This is a genomic window from Nonomuraea muscovyensis (assembly GCF_014207745.1).
Taxonomy (GTDB): Bacteria; Actinomycetota; Actinomycetes; order Streptosporangiales; family Streptosporangiaceae; genus Nonomuraea; species Nonomuraea muscovyensis.
In genome coordinates this window covers 1,532,064-1,549,850 of sequence record NZ_JACHJB010000001.1, presented here as the reverse complement: position 1 = coordinate 1,549,850, position 17,787 = coordinate 1,532,064, and the positions used below count along the sequence as shown (strand labels likewise).

The following is a 17,787-nucleotide window of genomic DNA, read 5'->3' as shown; positions in this document are numbered from 1 at the left end:
TTCATGCGCTGAGGGGGCGGTATGAGCAGGGCGTCCCGGGCGCACCAGCGCCTGGCGGTCCGCTACTTCGACGACCGCATCCTGCTCACGGACACCAGCGCCTGGGCCTACTTCCGCCTGCCGACGGTCAGCTACGAGTTCGTCACCCCCGAGGAGCGGGAGGCGCTGGCCACCAACGTCACGATCGCGCTGGCCGCCATCCGGATGCCCGACGCCGAGGTGCACCTGAGGGTCGCCCACCGCGCCTACCCGGCGGCCGAGTGGGCCATGACGCTCAACGGCACCTCCGACGAGGGGCCGGGCTGGCGCGACTACCTGGAGGAGATGTACCGGCACGTCTGGACCAAGGACTTCTGGTCCAAGGAGGTCTACCTCGGCGTGCGACTCGGCCCGCGCGGCCGGCAGATCGGCGGCGGCGTGCTGTCGCAGCTCTTCGGCTTCTACCAGCGCACCGAGCACGCGCTCGGCATCGACGACGACCACGTGCCCGACGGCGAGATCAGCCGCTGGACCGAGCACGCCGAACGGCTGGGCCGGGCGCTCGCCTCCAGCGCCCTCTACGCCAGGCACGCCACCTCCGTCGAGGTGGCGTGGCTGTTCCAGCACGCGGCGGCCGGGGCGCTCGGCGACCCGCCGCCGTCGGCCAGTCCCAAGCGGCGCTGGGGCAAGGGCGAGATCGAGTCGCTCGTCGAGGGCGAGATCCACAACGGCAGGTCGTTGCTGCGCATCGTCCAGCCGCAGGGCGACTCCTACGTGGCCCACATGTCGTTCGCCCGGTTCCCCGACCTCATGCCGTTCCCGGACGGCGAGCCGTGGATGCACTTCGCCGACCAGCTCCCGTTCCCCGTGGAGATCTCGTCGCGGATGCGGCTCATCCCGCCGGTCAAGGCGTCCAAGGACGTCGCCCGCAAGCTCGCGCACGCCCGCGACATGGACATCCACATCCGCGAGGCCGGCGCCGAGGCGCCGCTCGCGCTGGCGGAGCAGATCGACGCGGCCCGCATGCTCGAACACGGCATCACCAAGGAGCGCCTGCCCTTCGTGTACGGCTGGCACCGGCTCATGGTGTCGGCCCCGACCGAGGACATCTGCGTGCAGCGGGTCGAGGCGGTCGTCGAGCACTACCGCGACATGGGCATCGACGTGGTCGCCTCGACGGGCGACCAGTTCTCGCTGTTCTGCGAGGCGCTGCCCGGGGAGAAGGTCAGGGTCAACGCCTACGCCCAGCGCCAGCCGCTGCGCACGATCGCGGGCGGCATGGCCACGGCCACCGTCGACCTCGGCGACCGGCTCGGCGAGGGCAGCGAGGGCTGGCTCGGCCCGTACATCGGGGAGACCGTCGGGCGGGCGCGCAGCATCGTGCACTTCGACCCGCTGGTGGCGGCCACCCGCAACCGGCCGACGGCCATCGCGATCACCGGTGAGCCGGGCGGCGGCAAGACGACGCTGGCCCTGCTGATGATCTACCAGATGGCGTTGCGCGGCGTCACCGTCGCCGTGATCGACCCCAAGGGCGACGCCGAGTCGCTGGTGCAGCTGCTGCTCAAGCGGGGGCGCAAGGCCCGGACCATCCCGCTCGGCTCGGCCGCGCCCGGCCTGCTCGACCCGTTCTCGTTCGGCGACGACATCGCGGCCAAGAAGACCATGGCCACCGAGACGCTGCGGCTGCTGCTGCCGCGCATGTCGGAGGAGCGCGAGTCGGCGATGATCCAGGCGGTCGCCGCCGTCTCCAACAGCCCCGACCCGTCGCTGGGCAAGGTCGTCGAGCACCTGGAGCAGTCGGACGACGCGGCCTCCAAGAATCTCGGCGCCGTGCTCCGTTCGATGTCGGAGATGCACCTGGCCAGGCTCTGCTTCGACCCCTCGGGCGGCGAGCAGATCGACAGCGAGGGCTGGACGACCGTCTTCACGCTGGGCGGGCTGACGCTGCCCGACGTGGCGACCGGCCGCGACGACTACTCCTACGAGCAGCGGCTGTCGGTGGCCCTGCTCTACCTCGTCTCGCAGTTCGCCCGGCGGCTGATGAACGGCCTCGACCGGCGCGCGCCCAAGGCGATCTTCCTGGACGAGGCGTGGGCCATCACCTCCACGCCCGAAGGCGCCAAGCTGGTGCCCGAGGTCAGCCGGATGGGCCGCTCCCGCAACACCGCCCTCGTGCTGGTCTCGCAGAACGCGGGCGACCTGCTGAACGAGCAGGTCACCAACTGTCTGTCGTCGGTGTTCGCGTTCCGGTCCACCGAACGGGTGGAGGTGGAGCACGTCATGTCCCTGCTCGGGGTCGAGCCGTCGGAGGAGCACAAGGCGGTGCTGCGCTCGCTCGGCAACGGCGAGTGCGTCTTCCGCGACCTGGACGGCCGGGCGGGGCGGATCGCGGTGGACCTCATCTCCGAGGACCTGCTCCGCTGGCTTGACACCAATCCGACACACGACAAACCCGGCGACGGCATGCATGATCTTCAAGGGGGAGTGGGCAGAGCGCAGGAGGTTCGGTCATGAAGATCCGGCTACCCAGGCGGCTCTCGCTCGTCCTGGCTCTCATGGTGGGCGTGCTCGCGGTGCCGCTCGTGGTGGGCGGCCTGTCGCCGGCCGCCGCCGGCCCGTGCGACCTTTCGCCGCAGCTCACCCCCGAGGTCGTCGGCAGCGGTGTCGACGGCATGATCCAGCCGCCGGCGCGCGAGGGCGGCGCCCCGGCGCCCGCCACCAACTACGCCGAGTTCGGCATGAGCGGGCAGTTCTGGCACACCTACGACCTGGGCTGCTCCGACATCGTCGCCGTCATGGGCAACGGCTGGGCCAACATGGTCTTCCTGTGGGCCAAGGCGATCGACCGGGTCACGATCACCACCTACCAGGCCGCCGCCACCGAAGGGCCGCTCCAGTCGATCAAGGACGTGGTCGACGACATCGTGACGAATCTGTCCGAGGCGATGTACTGGCCGTTCCTGCGTCCCATCGTCATCCTCGGCGCGATCTGGCTGGCCTGGTACGGCCTGATCCGCAAGCGGGCCACCACCACGGCCGAGGGCGTCATCTGGATGGTGCTCGCCGTCACGGTCGCCACCTGGTTCTTCAGCCGGCCGGGCGACTTCACCGGCCTCGGCAAGGTCGTGACCGACAAGACCGGCGAGGTGGTCAACTCCGCCTTCTCCGGCCTGCCCGGCGCGGGCGGCGCCTCCTGCCTGCCCGGCCCCGGCCAGACCGATCCCCAGGTGAGGGCCGGTGGCTACGGCCAGGTCGGCACGCCCGGCGTCGACCAGAACGCCGACGCCCTGTGGTCCACGCTGGTCTGCAAGCCGTGGCTGGTCGGCCTGTTCGGCACCGCCGACCCGAACGCGCCCGTCGTCCGCGACTTCGGCCGGACCATGCTGGAGATCCAGTCGATCCCCACGCCGCAGGCCGGGCAGGCGGCCGCCGACCCGGCGGCCCACCAGGCCAAGTACGCCGAGATCGCCGAGAAGCTGAAGGGCGACCCGCGCTTCGCCATCTTCCAGGGCAAGGACTGGACCAGCCGGCTCGGCGTGGCCATCGGCGCGCTCATCGCCGCCCTGGTCGCCGGTGTGCTGATCTTCCTGGTGGCGGTGTCGCTGCTGGTGCTCAAGGTGGGCTTCCTGCTGTTGCTGATCCTCGGCCCGGTGTTCCTGCTGATCGGCGTGCATCCGGGCAGCGGGCGGATCATCGCGATGCGCTGGGTGGAGATGCTGGTCGGCACGTTGCTCAGGCAGGCGGTGCTGGCGCTCGTGCTCGGCGTGCTCGTGTACGGCTACGCGCTGATCATCTCGACCGCCATGCCGTGGGGGTTGCAGATCCTGTTCATGGCGTTGCTGACGATCGCGGTGTTCTTCTACCGCAGGCCGTTCCAGCATCTGTTCGCCTCCATGAACGGCCACACGCTGACCACCCGGATGCTCGGCGAGGCGGCCAGCTCCCGGGTCCTGGAGCGGTCGGCGGTGACGCTGCCGCCGGTGGCCTCGGCCCGGATCGGACGCTGGGGCGTGCGCAAGGCGGAGCCGTTCATCCAGGCCGCCGCGACCGGCGCCGCTGCGGGCGGGGCCGCGTCCGCGGCCGTCGCGCAGGGCCGGGCCCGCGCCGAGGAAGGCGCGACCGCCGGCGTGCAGGCCGGCACCCGGGTGCCGGCCACGCCGGCGCCGCTCAACACCGACCAGCAGGGCAACAAGGCGGCCACCCGGCACACGCCGGTACCGCGGCCGGGCGCCGCTCCGCCGCTCAACCTGAGCGGCACGCCGACCCGCAACCGCGGCCCGGCGACGGCGGGGGGCTCGCGGCTCGCGGGCGGCGTCTCCCGCGCGGCCGGCGCGGGCGGTTCCCCCGGCGGCGGCTCGGGCGGCTCGGGCGGTGCGTCCGGTGGCGGTTCGGGTGGCGTCTCCGGTGGCTCGGGCGGCTCGGGGTCGGGCGGCTCGGGGGGCGGGGGCTGGTTCGGCGGCCGGTCGGGCGGCGGATGGGCGCCACGTGGCGGCACGATCCGCTCCGGCGGGTCCGGCTCCTCGCGGCCGGGCGGGTCCTCCGGCGGGACGCGGTCCGGTGGCGGCATCTTCGGCGGCTCCGGCTCCGGCTCCGGCGGGTCGGGGGGTTCGCGGTCCGGCGGCGGGCTGTTCGGCGGGGGTTCCCGGTCGGGCGGTTCCGGGTCCGGCAGGCCGCGGTCGGGCGGGTCCGGCTCGAACGGCTCCGGTGGTTCGGGCTGGGGCGGCGGCGGGTCGCGGTCGGGCGGCGGCGGCGTCTTCGGCGGCTCCTCCCGTGGCGACACGCCGTCCCGCTCCGCCGAGCCGCCGCCCCTGTGGCTGCCCAGCCGGCGTGGCAACGGCTCGGGCGGTGACGAGCCGCCGGTGCCGTTCTGGCTCAAGCCGAGCAGTCAGGACAGAGACTGACCATGTCCGCGACGGGTGACAAGCGAGGGCTCGCCTTCGCCGCCATCGTGGTGGTGATCGCGGCCGTCGGCATCTACCTCACCATGTGGCCGGGGTCCGGCGACGGGGGCACCGAGACGCCGGCGGCCACGGCCACCGCCGGCGCCGCGCCGCCGGTGGCGCGCAGCACGCCCCTGGCGACCGCGAGCGGCGCGCCGTTCGACATCTACTCCTACCTGCCGATGACGAAGGAGCAGCTCGCCGCCGCCGCCGACCTGGCCAAGCGGTTCACCGCCGCGTACGGGACGTTCCGCTACGACGAGGACCCCGTCGCCTACGCCGACCGGGTGAAGGTCTTCACCACGGCCGACTTCGGCAACGTGCTGGCCAGGACGTTCACCATCGTCGAGCAGGACCGCGCCGACGAGGTGGTCTCCACGACCACGGCCGAGGTCAGGTCGATCAGGTCGGTCGAGAAGACGTCCGTCGTCTTCATCGTCACCGGCACGCAGCAGATCGCCGCCAAGAGCGGCGCCAAGCAGCTCGCCGCCGACTACGCGGTCACGGTGAGCCAGATGGGCACCGACTGGCGGGTCTTCGACCTGCAGCCCGCCGGTGAGGGCCAGGACGGGGACAGCGAGGGGTGAACCTTTCCCGCACGCGCGTGGCCCTGCTGCTCGGTGCGGCCGGGGCGCTGCTGCTGGCGCTGGTCATCGTGTCGCCGGTGCTGTTAACGGGGATCCCGTCGTTCGTCGGCAACGGCGGCGAGCAGCCCGACTGCTCGGGCGGCGACACGCAGAACGAGGAGGCCTCCGACACGGCCGCCTCCGACATCCCGGACGACTACCTGGAGCTGTACAAGGAGCACGGCGAGAAGATCGGTGTGCAGTGGAACATCCTCGCCGCCGTCGGCAAGCGCGAGACCGACCACGGCCGTTCCGACCTGCCGGGCGTCAAGAGCGGCACCAACCACGCGGGCGCGGCCGGGCCGATGCAGTTCCTGATCAGCACGTGGGGCGGCAAGGCGCGGATCGAGGTGTCGTCGCGGTTCAACGGCTACGCCTCCGACGGCGACGGTGACGGCATCGGCGACGTCTACAACCCGGCTGACGCCATCCTCGGCGCCGCCCGGATGCTCAAGCGCAACGGGGCCCCGGAGAACGTCCGGCGGGCGCTGTTCGTCTACAACCGGGCCTGGTGGTACGTCGACCAGGTCGAGACGATCGCCAAGCGTTACGCCAAGTCCGGCGAGGTCCAGGTGCCGCCGCAGGCCGACGACTCGTGCGATGATCCGCTGGTCGAGGCGGCGCCCAGCGACGTGGTCGCCAAGATCCTCGCGTACGCGCTGGCCCAGCGGGGCAAGCCGTACCTGTGGGGCGGCACCGGGCCCGACGCGTTCGACTGCTCGGGCATCATCTACGCGGCCTACCGGGCGGCCGGGCTGTCGATCCCGCGCACCACGTTCGTGCAGTGGCCGTTCGGGGTGAAGATCGAGCAGGGCAACGAGCAACCGGGCGACCTGGTGTTCTTCAACTCCGGCCCGGGTACGTCGGCCGACAATCCCGGCCACGTCGGAATGGTGGTGTCCAAGGGGAAGATGGTCGAGGCGAGATGCCGGCTGTGCGGGCCGATCAAGGTGACGGGGTACGAGACGAGGGGCAACATCGTGGGCTTCACACGGCCGCTGCAGCACCCGGACGTGCAGGCGCAGCTCAAGAAGCTGCAGAGCGCGACGCTATGAGCGTGGTCGTGGTCGCGGCGGCGATCGTCGCCCAGGGCGAGCGGGTGCTCGCCGCGCAGCGGGCCGAGCCGCCGGCGCTGGCGGGTGGCTGGGAGTTCCCCGGCGGCAAGGTGGACCCGGGGGAGAGCGAGCACGAGGCGCTGGTCCGGGAGTGCCGCGAGGAGCTCGGGGTGGAGATCTCCGTGGGCGCCCGGATCGGCGGCGACTGGACGCTCGCCAACGGGTACGTGCTGCGCGTCTGGCTGGCCACCGTGGCGTCGGGCACGCCGGAGGCGAAGGAGCACCTGGCGCTGCGCTGGCTCGGGCCGGGCGAGTACTACGACGTGGCGTGGCTGGGGGCCGACCTGCCGGTCATGGAGGCCGTGGAGAGCGCGCTGCGACACGGCTAGAACTGTCACTCTGTGTAACATTACGAGTGCCAGGAGTTATTTGTCGCCACCGGGGGGAAGCGGCGTGATCGGACGAGGCTGGGTCGTGGCGGGGACGATGGTGGCGGCGGGGGTGCCCGTCCTGCCCGTGGCGGCGGCCGCGATGACACCGGTGCCCGACCGGGTGGACGATCAGGACACGCCGGGGTCGTGGGCGCGGACCGGCGACGAGCTGCGATTCCGGGTCAGGCTGGCGGGTCCGGGCCGGGCCGCCCGCCTCGCCCTGGCGGCCGGGCCGGCTCCCGCCCTGACTTCGGTGACCTGCGTCCCGGTGACGGTGCCCGCGGGGGACGCCGCGGGCACGGGTGGGAGTGCCGTGCTGTCGTTCCACGCGCTCGCGAGCGGCGGGGCGGCGGAGGCCGTGCGGACAGTGCCGCCGTCGTCGCCGGTGGCCGAGGGAGGAGCGGCGGCCGAAGCCGGAACGGATGTCCCGGCCGCGTCGGAGGCCGGGGCGGCGCCGGTGCCGGCCGGGGTCCGCTCCGCGATGCGCCGGGCGTTCGCCGCCGTGGAGTCCCCGCGGCCGGTGGCGGCCGGGCGGGCCTCCGCGTGCGACTTGGGGGACGTCCACGGGTGGCGGGAGGTGGACGTACGGCTCGCGGCTCCGCTCGGCGCGCGGGAGGTCGTGCTCGCTGCCGTGGCACGGATGCGCGACGGGGAGGGCGGCGGGGTGACGGTGGTCAGCCGGGTGGCCGTCCTGCCTGTCACGCACTCGCCTGCCGAGGCCGCACCCGGCGAGGACTGGTCCGCCGGGCAGGTGACCGGCGCGACGGCCGGAGACGCGGGCGTGGCGGCCGGGGAGGCGGACGCGACGGCCGGAGATGCGGGCGTGGCGGCCGGAGGCGTGGGTGTCGGGGAGGCCGGCCCTGGTGGCGGTGCGCCGGCGTCGGCGTGGCAGGGGCGGGTGCATAAGCACCGCGGTGCCTTCGCGCTGCGCGGCCAGGCGACGCGCCTGCCTCGCGGGCGCGGCGCGCGGGCCGGGGGGCAGGACGGCGGGGTCCAGGACGGCGGGACCCAGAGCGGCAGGGCCCAGGACGGCAGGGCGCAGGACGGCAGGGCGCAGGACGGCGGGGCGCAGGGCGGCAGGGCGCAGGGCGGTGGGGATGGGGCGGTGGCCGGGGTGGACGGTCGTCCTTGGGGAGCACGGGGCGGGAGGCGTGGACCAGGAAGCGGTGCGTACACCGCGCCGGGCCGGCAGCTCATGGCGGCTCCGCATGTCGACGGTGCCGCGCCTGTCCAGGAGTCGGGGGATGGGCCGAGCTTCCCGGCGGCGACCCCCGCGCCCCTGATGATGCCGCCGCAGGCGCCGGTCGCCGTACCGACGGCCGGTGCGCAGTTCCCGGGGAGCCAGGCCGGTGGGGGGTTCGCGGGCAACGTGGCCGGGGGGCAGGTGTCCGGAAGTGTCGACGGTGGGCTCGGGGCGCCGCTGCCGCGTCAGGTGGCCGTGGCCGCCGCGCGCCCGGAACGGTCCGAACCGGTGAATGTGCTGGCAGGGCCGCAGGGCGTCGCGGTGGCCGGTGGAGGCATCGCGGTGCTGCTCGGAGCCCTGTGGGGAGTTGCTCGCGCGCAGCAGGCCCGAATTCGGAGAAAGGTACGGTAGTTTCCGTCTTTACTGTGGCTTTGACGCGACTAGTATTTCCTTGACCAAGGTCTCGGAAACGCGGAGGGCACCGGTGGCACGCACGCGAGCGACGGCCGTCTCCGCGATGGTGCTGGCTCTCGGCCTGACCGGCATCGGCGCAGCGCCTTTCGTGGTGCAGAGCGCGAGCGCCACCGCGGTGGTGTCGCCGGACGACCCCGAGGTCGACCCGTGCGAGGCGGGCGAGGCCTGCGAGCCGACCGAGGTGACGGTCACGGTCACCACGACGCTCCCCACGCCCACCCCCGACGACCCCGAGACCACCGTCACCCGGACGGTGACCAAGTCCGCGAAGCCCACCAAGACGGCCTCGCCCACGCCGACGAAGGCGAAGACCACCAGCGCCGCGCCGACCCCGCCGCCGGCCACCACGAGCCAGAACCTGGAGCCGTTCCCGTCGCAGAGCGTGGAGGTGCCCACCACCCAGCCGAGCCCGGAGGCGAGCCCGGACGAGAGCGTCTCGCTGCCCGCGGTCGCGGGCACGGAGACGCCGCTGACGCAGCCCAGCAACACCGAGCCGGTGGAGACCTCGACCGGTGAGTCGGTGCAGCTCGAGGTGCGCGCCGCGGCGCCGGAGTTCGACCAGCAGACGCTCACCCGGCAGCTCAGCATCCCCGCGCTCATCCTGGTGCTGCTGACGCTGTTCGCGGTGCTCATCTTCGAGGGCCGGCTGCGCCGGATGGCCCACGCGGCTGCCGTGCGCAAGGCGGGTCCGCCGGCCGGCGGACCCGACCTGGGCGGCGGTTTCGCCGCCGCCTCCGGCTATCCGGGCGGTCCCGGATACCCCGGTGCTTCCGGTGGGCCCGCCTACCCGGCCGGGCCCGGCTATCCCGGCAATCCCGGGGGCTATCCGGCCGGCCCCGGCTACACCGTCGGCTACCCGACGGCCGGCTACCCGGGCGGCCCGGCGTACGCGCCGATCATCAGCTTCGTGCCGGTCCAGACCTACCCCGGCGGGGAGGTCCAGTACGGCGCCGTCTACCAGGAGCCGGTCGCGCCGGGCTTCGTGCCCGAGGAGCCGGTCGCGCCGCCGGCCGAGGCGGTCGTCCTGCACCCGGACGAGTTCGACACCTACAACCACGAGCCCGCCCCGGAGCCCGCCGCGCCCGAGGGGCCGCGGGGGTTCTTCGAGCCCCTGGTGCCTCCGGCCGACATCCCGGCGGGTGGTGCCGCCCCGTACGACGGCTCCCCCGAGGTCCCGGTGAGCCCCGCCTCGGGCGCCGAGACGGGCGACTCCGAGCCGTGGCAGGCAAGCGATGCAGATGCAGATGCAGATGCAGATGCCGACGCCGACAACCGGACCCGGCCCGAGCACCTGCCTCCGGTCCCGCAGCCGCCGGCCGAGGAGCAGCTGACGGTGGAGCAGCCGCTGCCCGAGCAGGAGAACGGCAAGCGCGGCTTCTGGCGCCGCTCCAGGTGACGCGATGACCGGCCCCGCGGGGCCGGTCGCGTTCGCCCCCTGACACGCCACGGCCGGTGAGCGCGGGAGCGCTCACCGGCCGTCGGGTGCGGACCGCTACGACTTGCCGCGGCGGAAGATCTTGTCGCCGAGCCAGACCAGCGGGTCGTACTTGCGGTCGACGACGCGCTCCTTCATCGGGATCAGCGCGTTGTCGGTGATCTTGATGTGCTCGGGGCAGACCTCGGTGCAGCACTTGGTGATGTTGCAGTAGCCGAGCCCGTGCTCCTGCTGGGCCGACTCCTGGCGGTCCGCCACGTCGTACGGGTGCATGTCGAGCTCGGCGATCCGCATGAGGAACCGCGGACCGGCGAAGGCCGGCTTGTTCTCCTCGTGGTCACGGATCACGTGGCAGACGTTGTTGCACATGAAGCACTCGATGCACTTGCGGAACTCCTGGGACCGCTCGACGTCGACCTGCTGCATGCGGTACTCGCCGGGCCGCACCCCGTCGGGCGGCGTGAACGACGGGATCTCGCGCGCCTTCTGGTAGTTGAACGAGACGTCGGTGACCAGGTCCTTGATGACGGGGAACGTCCGCATCGGGGTGACCGTGATCGTCTCGTCCTCGGCGAAGGTGGACATGCGGGTCATGCACCCGAGCCGCGGCTTGCCGTTGATCTCCATGGAGCAGGAGCCGCACTTGCCGGCCTTGCAGTTCCAGCGGACCGCGAGGTCGGGCGCCTGGGTGGCCTGGAGGCGGTGGATGATGTCGAGGACGACCTCGCCCTCGTTCACCTCGACGGTGAAGTCCTCGAGCTTGCCCTCGCCGCCCTCACCGCGCCAGACCTTGAACTTTGCCTTGTAGCTCATGACTTCGCTATCCCGTCGAACGTGGCCATCTCTTCGTCGGTGAGGTACTTGCTCAGCTCGTCGCGCTCGAACAGGGTGATCAGGTCGCCGCGCATCGGCGGCTGCTCCTGCTCCGCGACGGTGATCGACGAGCCGTCCCCGGTGGAGCAGACGAGCAGCTTGCGGCGCCAGTCGGGGTTCATGCCGGGGAAGTCGTCGCGGGTGTGGCCGCCGCGACTCTCCTCGCGCAGCAGCGCGGCGCGGGCCACGCACTCCGAGACGAGGATCATGTTGCGCAGGTCGAGTGCCAGGTGCCAGCCGGGGTTGTAGATGCGCGACCCGGCCGCGCCGACGAGGCGGACGCGCTCCTTGAGCTTCTCGACGACCTCCAGGGCCTCCCGCACCTCCTCGGCCTTGCGGATGATGCCGACGAGCTCGTTCATGGTGCGCTGCAGCTCGTGGTGCACCTCGTACGGGTTCTCGCCGGAGCGCTCCAGCGGCGCCAGGGCCTCGGCGCGCGCCTCGTCCACGAGCTGGGGCGTCACCTTGGGCCGGGCGGGCAGGGAGTCGACGTAGGCGGCGGCGCCCGCGCCGGCGCGACGGCCGAAGACCAGCAGGTCGGACAGCGAGTTGCCGCCGAGGCGGTTGGAGCCGTGCATGCCGCCGGAGACCTCGCCCGCGGCGAACAGCCCCGGCACGGCCGCGGCGCCGGTGTCGGCGTCGACCTCGACCCCGCCCATGATGTAGTGGCAGGTCGGGCCCACCTGCATGGGCTCGGCCGTGATGTCGACGTCGGCCAGCTCCTTGAACTGGTGGTACATCGACGGCAGCCGCCTCTTGATCTCCTCGGCCGGCAGCCGGGAGGAGACGTCGAGGAAGACGCCGCCCTGGGGTGAGCCGCGCCCGGCCTTCACCTCGGCGTTGATGGCGCGGGCCACCTCGTCGCGGGGCAGCAGCTCCGGCGGCCGGCGGTTGTTGGCCTGGTCGGTGTACCACCGGTCGCCCTCGTCCTCGGTGGTGGCGTACTTGTCCTTGAACACCTCGGGGATGTAGTTGAACATGAAGCGCTCACCGTTGGAGTTGCGCAGCACGCCGCCGTCACCGCGGACCGACTCGGTGACGAGGATGCCCCGCACGGACGGCGGCCAGACCATCCCGGTGGGGTGGAACTGGATGAACTCCATGTTGATCAGGTTGGCCCCGGCGAGCAGCGCCAGGGCGTGGCCGTCACCGGTGTACTCCCACGAGTTGGAGGTCACCACGTAGGACTTGCCGATGCCTCCGGTGGCCAGCACGACGGCCGGGGCGTCGAAGACGACGAGGTTGCCGGTCTCGCGCCAGTAGCCGAACGCGCCGGAGATGCGCTCGCCGTCCTTGAGCAGGCGGGTGACCGTGCACTCGGCGAAGACCTTGATGTAGGCCTCGTAGTCGCCGTGCTTGTCGTGATCCTCCTGCTGCAGGGCCACCACGCGCTGCTGCAGGGTGCGGATCAGCTCCAGGCCGGTGCGGTCGCCGACGTGTGCCAGGCGGGGGTACTCGTGGCCGCCGAAGTTGCGCTGGCTGATCTTGCCGTCCTTGGTGCGGTCGAACAGCGCGCCCCAGGCCTCCAGCTCCCAGACCCGGTCGGGGGCCTCCTTGGCGTGCAGCTCGGCCATCCGCCAGTTGTTGAGGAACTTCCCGCCCCGCATGGTGTCGCGGAAGTGCACCATCCAGTTGTCGTCGGGGTTGACGTTGCCCATCGCGGCGGCGGCGCCACCCTCGGCCATGACGGTGTGGGCCTTGCCGAACAGCGACTTGCAGACGATCGCCGTGCGCTTGCCCTGCTGGCGGGCCTCGATCGCGGCCCGCAGCCCGGCGCCGCCCGCTCCGATGACGACGACGTCGTATTCGTGACGCTCGATTTCCACTGAAGATTCCTTACGCGAACGGGAAGGCGATGATGCCCTTGGCGACCAGGCGGACGTAGAGGTCGGCGCCCATCACCGAGAACAGCGACGCCCACGCGAACTGCTGGTGCCTGGCGTTGAGCTTGGAGACCAGCGTCCAGGCCTTGTAGCGCAGCGGGTGGCGCGAGAAGTGGTTGAGCCGCCCGGCGGTGATGTGCCGGCAGGAGTGGCAGCCGAGCGTGTAGCACCAGATGAGGGCGGCGTTGACCAGCAGGATCCAGGAGCCGAGGCCGGTCGGCGTGTGGGCGAGCGCGAGGATCGCGTCGTAGGTGAGAACGGCGCCGATCAGGATGGCGGCGTAGAAGAAGTAGCGGTGGATGTTCTGCACGATCAGCGGGAAGCGGGTCTCGCCGGTGTACTTCCCGTGCGGCTCCTGCACGGCGCAGGCGGCCGGCGACAGCCAGAACGACCGGTAGTACGCCTTGCGGTAGTAGTAGCAGGTCAGCCGGAACCCGCCCGGCAGGCCGAGGATGAGCAGCCCCGGCGGCAGCGCGTACCAGTCACCGAAGGGCGCGAGCCCGAGGAACCGCGCGCCCTCGGGACACGAGGTCGCCAGGCACGGCGACGAGAACGGGGCGATGTACTCCGAGCCCGGCACGTAGTAGCTGGAATCGAAGATCGCCCACACGCCGTAGACCAGGAAGGAACTGAGCCCCAGGAAGGTCAGCAGGGGTGACAGCCACCATCGGTCCGTGCGCAGCGTGCGCACCCTGATCTGCGCACGTTGCCTTCTAGCGGGTGCGTCGGGCGTCGTCTGGGTCATCGGGGACCTCTCCACCTCCCGCGGACCCTGCTCGCCTCGGGTCCGGGATATCTCGCTCGGTGCGCGTGCCGCGGGCCGTCATCTCCGCTCAGGCGCGCATTGGTGGGGGATACGTTACGACGCCCGCGCGGGCATTTGTGAGCAGGGTCACTCACTTTTTCGAGGACCCGCTGTGATTCCTGTCACGTCCGCCCGTCAGAGCCGGTTCCCCGGGTTCGGCAACTTAACCACCGTGACGAAAAAATCATCAATCTGGCGGACCGCCCGGATAAAGGCCGCAAAATCCACCGGTTTGGTGACGTATGCGTTGGCGTGCAGCCGGTAGCCCTGCAGGATGTCCTCCTCGGCCTCCGACGTGGTCAGGATCACCACCGGGATGGTGCGCAGGTCGAGGTCGTCCTTCACCTCCCGCAGCACCTCCATGCCGTCCATCCGCGGCAGGTTGAGGTCGAGCAGGATCAGGTCGGGCCGCGGCGCGTCGTGGTAGGCGTCCTCGCGGCGCAGGAACGCCATGGCCTGCTCACCGTCGTTGACGACGTGCAGGCGGTTGCGCAGCTTGTTCAGCTCGAACGCCTCGCGCGTCAGCAGGATGTCGCCCTGGTCGTCCTCGACCAGGAGCACCTCGATGGGACGCCACTCGCTCATTCGTCGTCTCCGGCGGCAGGCAGGGTCCAGCGGAACGTCGCCCCCGGCCCCGCGGCGTCGCCGTCGAGCCAGAGCCGGCCCCCGTGATACTCCACGATCTTGCGGCAGAGCGCCAGCCCGATGCCGGTGCCCGGGTAGACGTCACGCGGGTGGAGGCGCTGGAAGATCAGGAAGATGCGGTCGGCGTACTTGGCCTCCACCCCGATCCCGTTGTCGGAGCAGCTGAACTCCCACATGCCGGCCACCCGCTCGGCCGTCACGCGCACGCGCGGCGGCTCCGCCGAGCGGAACTTGATCGCGTTCTCGACGAGGTTCTGGAAGAGCTGCGTGAGCTGGAGCCGGCTGCCGACCACCCGGGGCAGCGGGCCGGAGGTGACGACGGCACCGGTGTCCTCCACGGAGGCGGCCAGGTTGGCCAGCGCCGCCTCCAGCGCCGCGCCCGAGTCGACGACCGTCCGCTCGCTGCCCATCCGGCCCACCCGCGAGAAGTCGAGCAGGTCGTTGATGAGCGACTGCATCCGCTTGGCGCCGTCCACCGCGTAGTGGATGTACTGCCGGGCCCGGTCGTCCAGCCGGTCCGCGTAGCGCTGCTCCAGCATCTGCGTGAAACTGGCGACCTTGCGCAGCGGCTCCTGCAGGTCGTGGCTGGCCACGTAGGCGAACTGCTCCAGCTCGCCGTTGGACCTGCGCAGTTCGGCGGCCTGGTCCTCGGCCGTGCGCCAGGCGGTCACGATGCGCTCGCGCATGGAGTCGACGTGGCTCGCCAGCTCCGCCAGTTCGGCCGGCCGGGCGACGTGGGGACGGTGGTCGAAGTCGCCCGCGGCGACCCGGCGCACCTGCTCGGTCAACTGGGCGATGGGCTTGAGCACCACGTGGCGGACGACGGCCGCGAGCACGACGGCGGTGACGACGGCGCCCAGCAGCAGGACGACCAGCGCCACGTACAGCCGGTCGAGCACCACCTCCACCTGGGGCCGAGGACCGGCCGCGCGCACCTGCTCGATCAGCAGCGCGATCAGCACGATCCCGGCCGTGAGAAGCAGGGCCGCGGTCATGCCGATGACGACGAACCAGCGGGCCATCGGCAGCCTGCCCAGCCCGTCGGGTCTCCTCGGCGGCGGCAGCGGGTTGATGGTCATGCGGTCCTCCTGCGCACCAGGACCGCCGCGAGGTCGTCGGTCAGCGTGCCCACGTGGCTGATGAGCCGGTCGAGGTCGACCGCGCCGTGATCCCGTACGAGGTCCACCAGGCCGTCGACGCCGAGCTGCTCGTCACCCGCGCCGACGACGGCCTCGATGAGGCCGTCGGTATAGAGCAGCATCGCCCACTCCTCGCCCAGCGGCACGTCGATGGCCTTCCAGTCGGCGTCGTGGAAGATGCCGAGCGGCGGGCCCGACGGCGCCCCGCCGACCGCCCCCACCACGCCGTCGCGCACCACCACCGGCGGCGGGTGGCCGACCACCAGCAGCGTGGCCCGACGCAGGTCGGGCGTGATCGTGACCGTGCAGAGCGTGGTGAAGATCTCCGGCGCCTTGCGCTCGGCGCGCAGCAACGTGTCGAGCGTGCGCAGCATCGGCTCGCCGGTCCGCCCGGCGAGCACCAGGGTGCGCCAGGCGATGCGCAGCGCCACGCCCAGCGCCGCCTCGTCGGGGCCGTGCCCGCACACGTCTCCCACGACGACGTGCACGGCCCCGTCAGGGGTCTGCACGGTGTCGAGGAAGTCGCCCGCCAGCAACGAGCCCTGGCTGCCCGGCAGGTAGCGGGTGGTGTGCTCGATCGCGTCCGTGCGCAGCATCGCGACCGGCAGCAGGCCGCTCTCCAGCCGGGAGTTCTCCTTGGCCGTCAGCTCGGCCTCGACCAGCCGGAGATGGGCCAGGTCGGCCCGCTTGCGCTCCATCGCGTAGCGGATCGCCCGGGCCAGCAGCCGCGCGTCGACGTCCTGCTTGACCAGGTAGTCCTGCGCACCCGCCTGCACCGCGGCCACGCCCACGTGCATGTCGCGCAGCCCGGTCAGCACGAGCACGGCGGCGTGCGGCGCCAGGCTCAGCACCTCGCGCAGCGCCTCCAGACCGCTCGCGTCGGGCAGCGACAGGTCGACCAGCACGCACTGGATCCCGGCGGTCAGCCTGGCCCGCGCCTCGCGCAGGCTGCGCACCCAGGTGATCTTCGGAGGGGCCTCAGCCTGTCGGAGCAGCTCCTCCACGAGGAAGGCGTCACCGTCGTCGTCCTCGATGAGCAGCAGCGTCGACGTCTCCGAAAGGGGGGCCGTCACGGAGACCTCCGGAGGAAACCACGTCTGGTGGAGCAGGACCCGCAGACGGTGGCCCGGTGAAGCTGGGACAGCCTGCAGCGCGAAGCACCCATAACCACCTCTTCCTGAAGGCGCTCATATATCTTCCCGTGCTTCGGTAAGACTCGAATATGCGTACGGCGTATGAGATGCGGCCACGTACGGACGCTGCCTGATCGCGATCGACCGACGAGCAGGTGCCGAGCATGCCGTACAGGTCTTCGAACTCGGGTACCAGCGTCAGCCCTCCCTTCGGGGAGCGGAGGAGGTCAATGCGCGATGAGTTCGACCCCTTGCGGAAGCGTGCCGTCCTGACCGGCCTCGGCCACGAACGACAGCAGCGTCGCCCGGAACGCCCGCGCCGCCCTGGCCGGCTCCACGTCCCTGCGGTGCGCCAGCGCGATCGTCCTGCTCAGCCCCGGTGGCGCCAGCGGCGTGCCGGTCAGCCCCGGCCGCCCGTCGAGCACCATCGACGGCACCACGGCCACGCCCAGCCCCGCCTCGACGAACCGCAGGACCGCGTCCATCTCGCCGCCCTGCACGGCCAGCGTCGGCTCGAACCCCGCCTGGCGGCACGCGCTCAGCGTCGCCTCCCGCACGTCGTACCCCCGCCTGAACATCACCATCGGCCTGCCGCGCAGCTCCTCGATCCGCAGGTACGGCCGGCGCGCCCGCTGGTCGGAGGGTGCGGCGACGACGAGGTTCTCCCGCAGGATCTCCTCCGTCACCAGCGACGGGTCGTCGCTCTGCAACGGCATGATGATCAGCGACAGGTCGATCTGGCCGCGGGCCAGCGCCCTGACCAGGTCACGCGAGCCGCCCTCCTCCACCAGCAGCTCGATGCCCGGATAGTCGCGGTGGAAGCGGGCCAGCGCGTCGGCCAGCAGCCCGGCGCACAGCGACGGCGTCGCGCCGAGCCGCACCCGGCCCCGGCGCAGCCCGGCCAGCTCGGCCACCTCCTGCCGGGCGGTGTCGGCGTCGGCCAGCATCCGCCGGGCCAGCGGCAGCAGCGCCTCGCCGGCGGCGGTCAGCGTCACGTTGCCGCGGGCGCGGGAGAACAGCGGCGCGCCCAGATCGGCCTCGAGCGCCTTGATCTGCTTGCTCAGGGACGGCTGCGCGACCCTCATCCGCTCGGCCGCCTGGGTGAAGTGCCTGGTCTCCGCCACCGCGACGAAGTAGGCGAGCTGCTGCAACTGCATGTGATTTTCCTCGCACTGGCCGGAGG

General features: G+C 72.1%; 14 protein-coding genes. 7 read left to right on the top strand and 7 right to left on the bottom strand.

Translation table 11 applies throughout. The annotated features are described in order from the left end of the window. The first annotated feature begins 21 nt into the window (after positions 1 to 21). The 7 genes from FHU36_RS07270 (at position 22) to FHU36_RS07240 (ending at position 10,087) form a co-directional block, all read left to right on the top strand. Positions 22 to 2,496, top strand: coding sequence for an ATP-binding protein (locus FHU36_RS07270; protein WP_185082990.1), 2,475 nt, complete (start codon positions 22 to 24; stop codon positions 2,494 to 2,496). Further along, positions 2,493 to 4,883 carry a type IV secretion system protein gene (locus tag FHU36_RS07265; RefSeq protein WP_185082989.1) on the top strand — a complete coding sequence of 797 codons (2,391 nt, stop codon included), beginning with the start codon at positions 2,493 to 2,495 and terminating at the stop codon, positions 4,881 to 4,883. Before FHU36_RS07270 ends, FHU36_RS07265 begins: the two co-directional genes overlap by 4 nt. Before the next feature lie 2 nt (positions 4,884 to 4,885). Further along, positions 4,886 to 5,509 carry a hypothetical protein gene (locus FHU36_RS07260; RefSeq protein WP_185082988.1) on the top strand — a complete coding sequence of 208 codons (624 nt, stop codon included), beginning with the start codon at positions 4,886 to 4,888 and terminating at the stop codon, positions 5,507 to 5,509. Next, a complete protein-coding gene (locus tag FHU36_RS07255) occupies positions 5,506 to 6,603 on the top strand; it encodes a C40 family peptidase (protein ID WP_185082987.1) in 1,098 nt (365 codons plus the stop codon). The genes FHU36_RS07260 and FHU36_RS07255 overlap by 4 nt, the downstream gene beginning before the upstream one ends. Then, positions 6,600 to 6,992, top strand: a complete 393-nt coding sequence (locus FHU36_RS07250) for a (deoxy)nucleoside triphosphate pyrophosphohydrolase (protein ID WP_185082986.1) — start codon at positions 6,600 to 6,602, stop codon at positions 6,990 to 6,992. Before FHU36_RS07255 ends, FHU36_RS07250 begins: the two co-directional genes overlap by 4 nt. 64 nt (positions 6,993 to 7,056) lie before the next feature. Next, positions 7,057 to 8,628 (top strand): hypothetical protein, encoded by a 1,572-nt coding sequence (locus FHU36_RS07245; protein ID WP_185082985.1) that lies wholly within the window; start codon positions 7,057 to 7,059, stop codon positions 8,626 to 8,628. Positions 8,629 to 8,701: 73 nt separating this feature from the next. After that, complete coding sequence (locus FHU36_RS07240; RefSeq protein WP_185082984.1) at positions 8,702 to 10,087, top strand: hypothetical protein; 1,386 nt, start codon at positions 8,702 to 8,704, stop codon at positions 10,085 to 10,087. A 96-nt stretch (positions 10,088 to 10,183) separates the two neighbouring features. On the opposite strand, the gene FHU36_RS07235 is transcribed toward FHU36_RS07240, so the two are convergent. The 7 genes from FHU36_RS07235 to FHU36_RS07205 all read right to left on the bottom strand — a co-directional run bounded on the left by FHU36_RS07235 (position 10,184) and on the right by FHU36_RS07205 (position 17,761). Beyond that, a complete protein-coding gene (locus FHU36_RS07235; protein WP_185082983.1) occupies positions 10,184 to 10,939 on the bottom strand; it encodes a succinate dehydrogenase/fumarate reductase iron-sulfur subunit in 756 nt (251 codons plus the stop codon). After that, complete coding sequence (locus FHU36_RS07230) at positions 10,936 to 12,825, bottom strand: fumarate reductase/succinate dehydrogenase flavoprotein subunit (RefSeq protein WP_185082982.1); 1,890 nt, start codon at positions 12,823 to 12,825, stop codon at positions 10,936 to 10,938. Before FHU36_RS07230 ends, FHU36_RS07235 begins: the two co-directional genes overlap by 4 nt. 10 nt (positions 12,826 to 12,835) lie before the next feature. Next, positions 12,836 to 13,627, bottom strand: coding sequence for a succinate dehydrogenase subunit SdhC (sdhC, locus tag FHU36_RS07225; RefSeq protein WP_185082981.1), 792 nt, complete (start codon positions 13,625 to 13,627; stop codon positions 12,836 to 12,838). A gap of 195 nt (positions 13,628 to 13,822) precedes the next feature. After that, positions 13,823 to 14,272, bottom strand: coding sequence for a response regulator (locus FHU36_RS07220; protein WP_185082980.1), 450 nt, complete (start codon positions 14,270 to 14,272; stop codon positions 13,823 to 13,825). Continuing rightward, positions 14,269 to 15,411 carry a sensor histidine kinase gene (locus tag FHU36_RS07215; protein ID WP_185082979.1) on the bottom strand — a complete coding sequence of 381 codons (1,143 nt, stop codon included), beginning with the start codon at positions 15,409 to 15,411 and terminating at the stop codon, positions 14,269 to 14,271. The genes FHU36_RS07220 and FHU36_RS07215 overlap by 4 nt, the downstream gene beginning before the upstream one ends. Further along, positions 15,408 to 16,544, bottom strand: coding sequence for a PP2C family protein-serine/threonine phosphatase (locus tag FHU36_RS07210; protein WP_185082978.1), 1,137 nt, complete (start codon positions 16,542 to 16,544; stop codon positions 15,408 to 15,410). Before FHU36_RS07210 ends, FHU36_RS07215 begins: the two co-directional genes overlap by 4 nt. 287 nt (positions 16,545 to 16,831) lie before the next feature. Then, on the bottom strand, positions 16,832 to 17,761 hold the full coding sequence (locus tag FHU36_RS07205; protein ID WP_185082977.1) for a LysR family transcriptional regulator: 930 nt from the start codon (positions 17,759 to 17,761) through the stop codon (positions 16,832 to 16,834). Positions 17,762 to 17,787: the final 26 nt, after the last annotated feature.

Coding starts and splice junctions, on each gene's coding strand:
- FHU36_RS07270 (WP_185082990.1), top strand. CDS start 22: ATGAGCAGGGCGTCCCGGGCGCACCAGCGCCTGGCGGTCCGCTACTTC.
- FHU36_RS07265 (WP_185082989.1), top strand. CDS start 2,493: ATGAAGATCCGGCTACCCAGGCGGCTCTCGCTCGTCCTGGCTCTCATG.
- FHU36_RS07260 (WP_185082988.1), top strand. CDS start 4,886: ATGTCCGCGACGGGTGACAAGCGAGGGCTCGCCTTCGCCGCCATCGTG.
- FHU36_RS07250 (WP_185082986.1), top strand. CDS start 6,600: ATGAGCGTGGTCGTGGTCGCGGCGGCGATCGTCGCCCAGGGCGAGCGG.
- FHU36_RS07235 (WP_185082983.1), bottom strand. CDS start 10,939: ATGAGCTACAAGGCAAAGTTCAAGGTCTGGCGCGGTGAGGGCGGCGAG.
- sdhC (WP_185082981.1), bottom strand. CDS start 13,627: ATGACCCAGACGACGCCCGACGCACCCGCTAGAAGGCAACGTGCGCAG.
- FHU36_RS07220 (WP_185082980.1), bottom strand. CDS start 14,272: ATGAGCGAGTGGCGTCCCATCGAGGTGCTCCTGGTCGAGGACGACCAG.
- FHU36_RS07215 (WP_185082979.1), bottom strand. CDS start 15,411: ATGACCATCAACCCGCTGCCGCCGCCGAGGAGACCCGACGGGCTGGGC.
- FHU36_RS07205 (WP_185082977.1), bottom strand. CDS start 17,761: ATGCAGTTGCAGCAGCTCGCCTACTTCGTCGCGGTGGCGGAGACCAGG.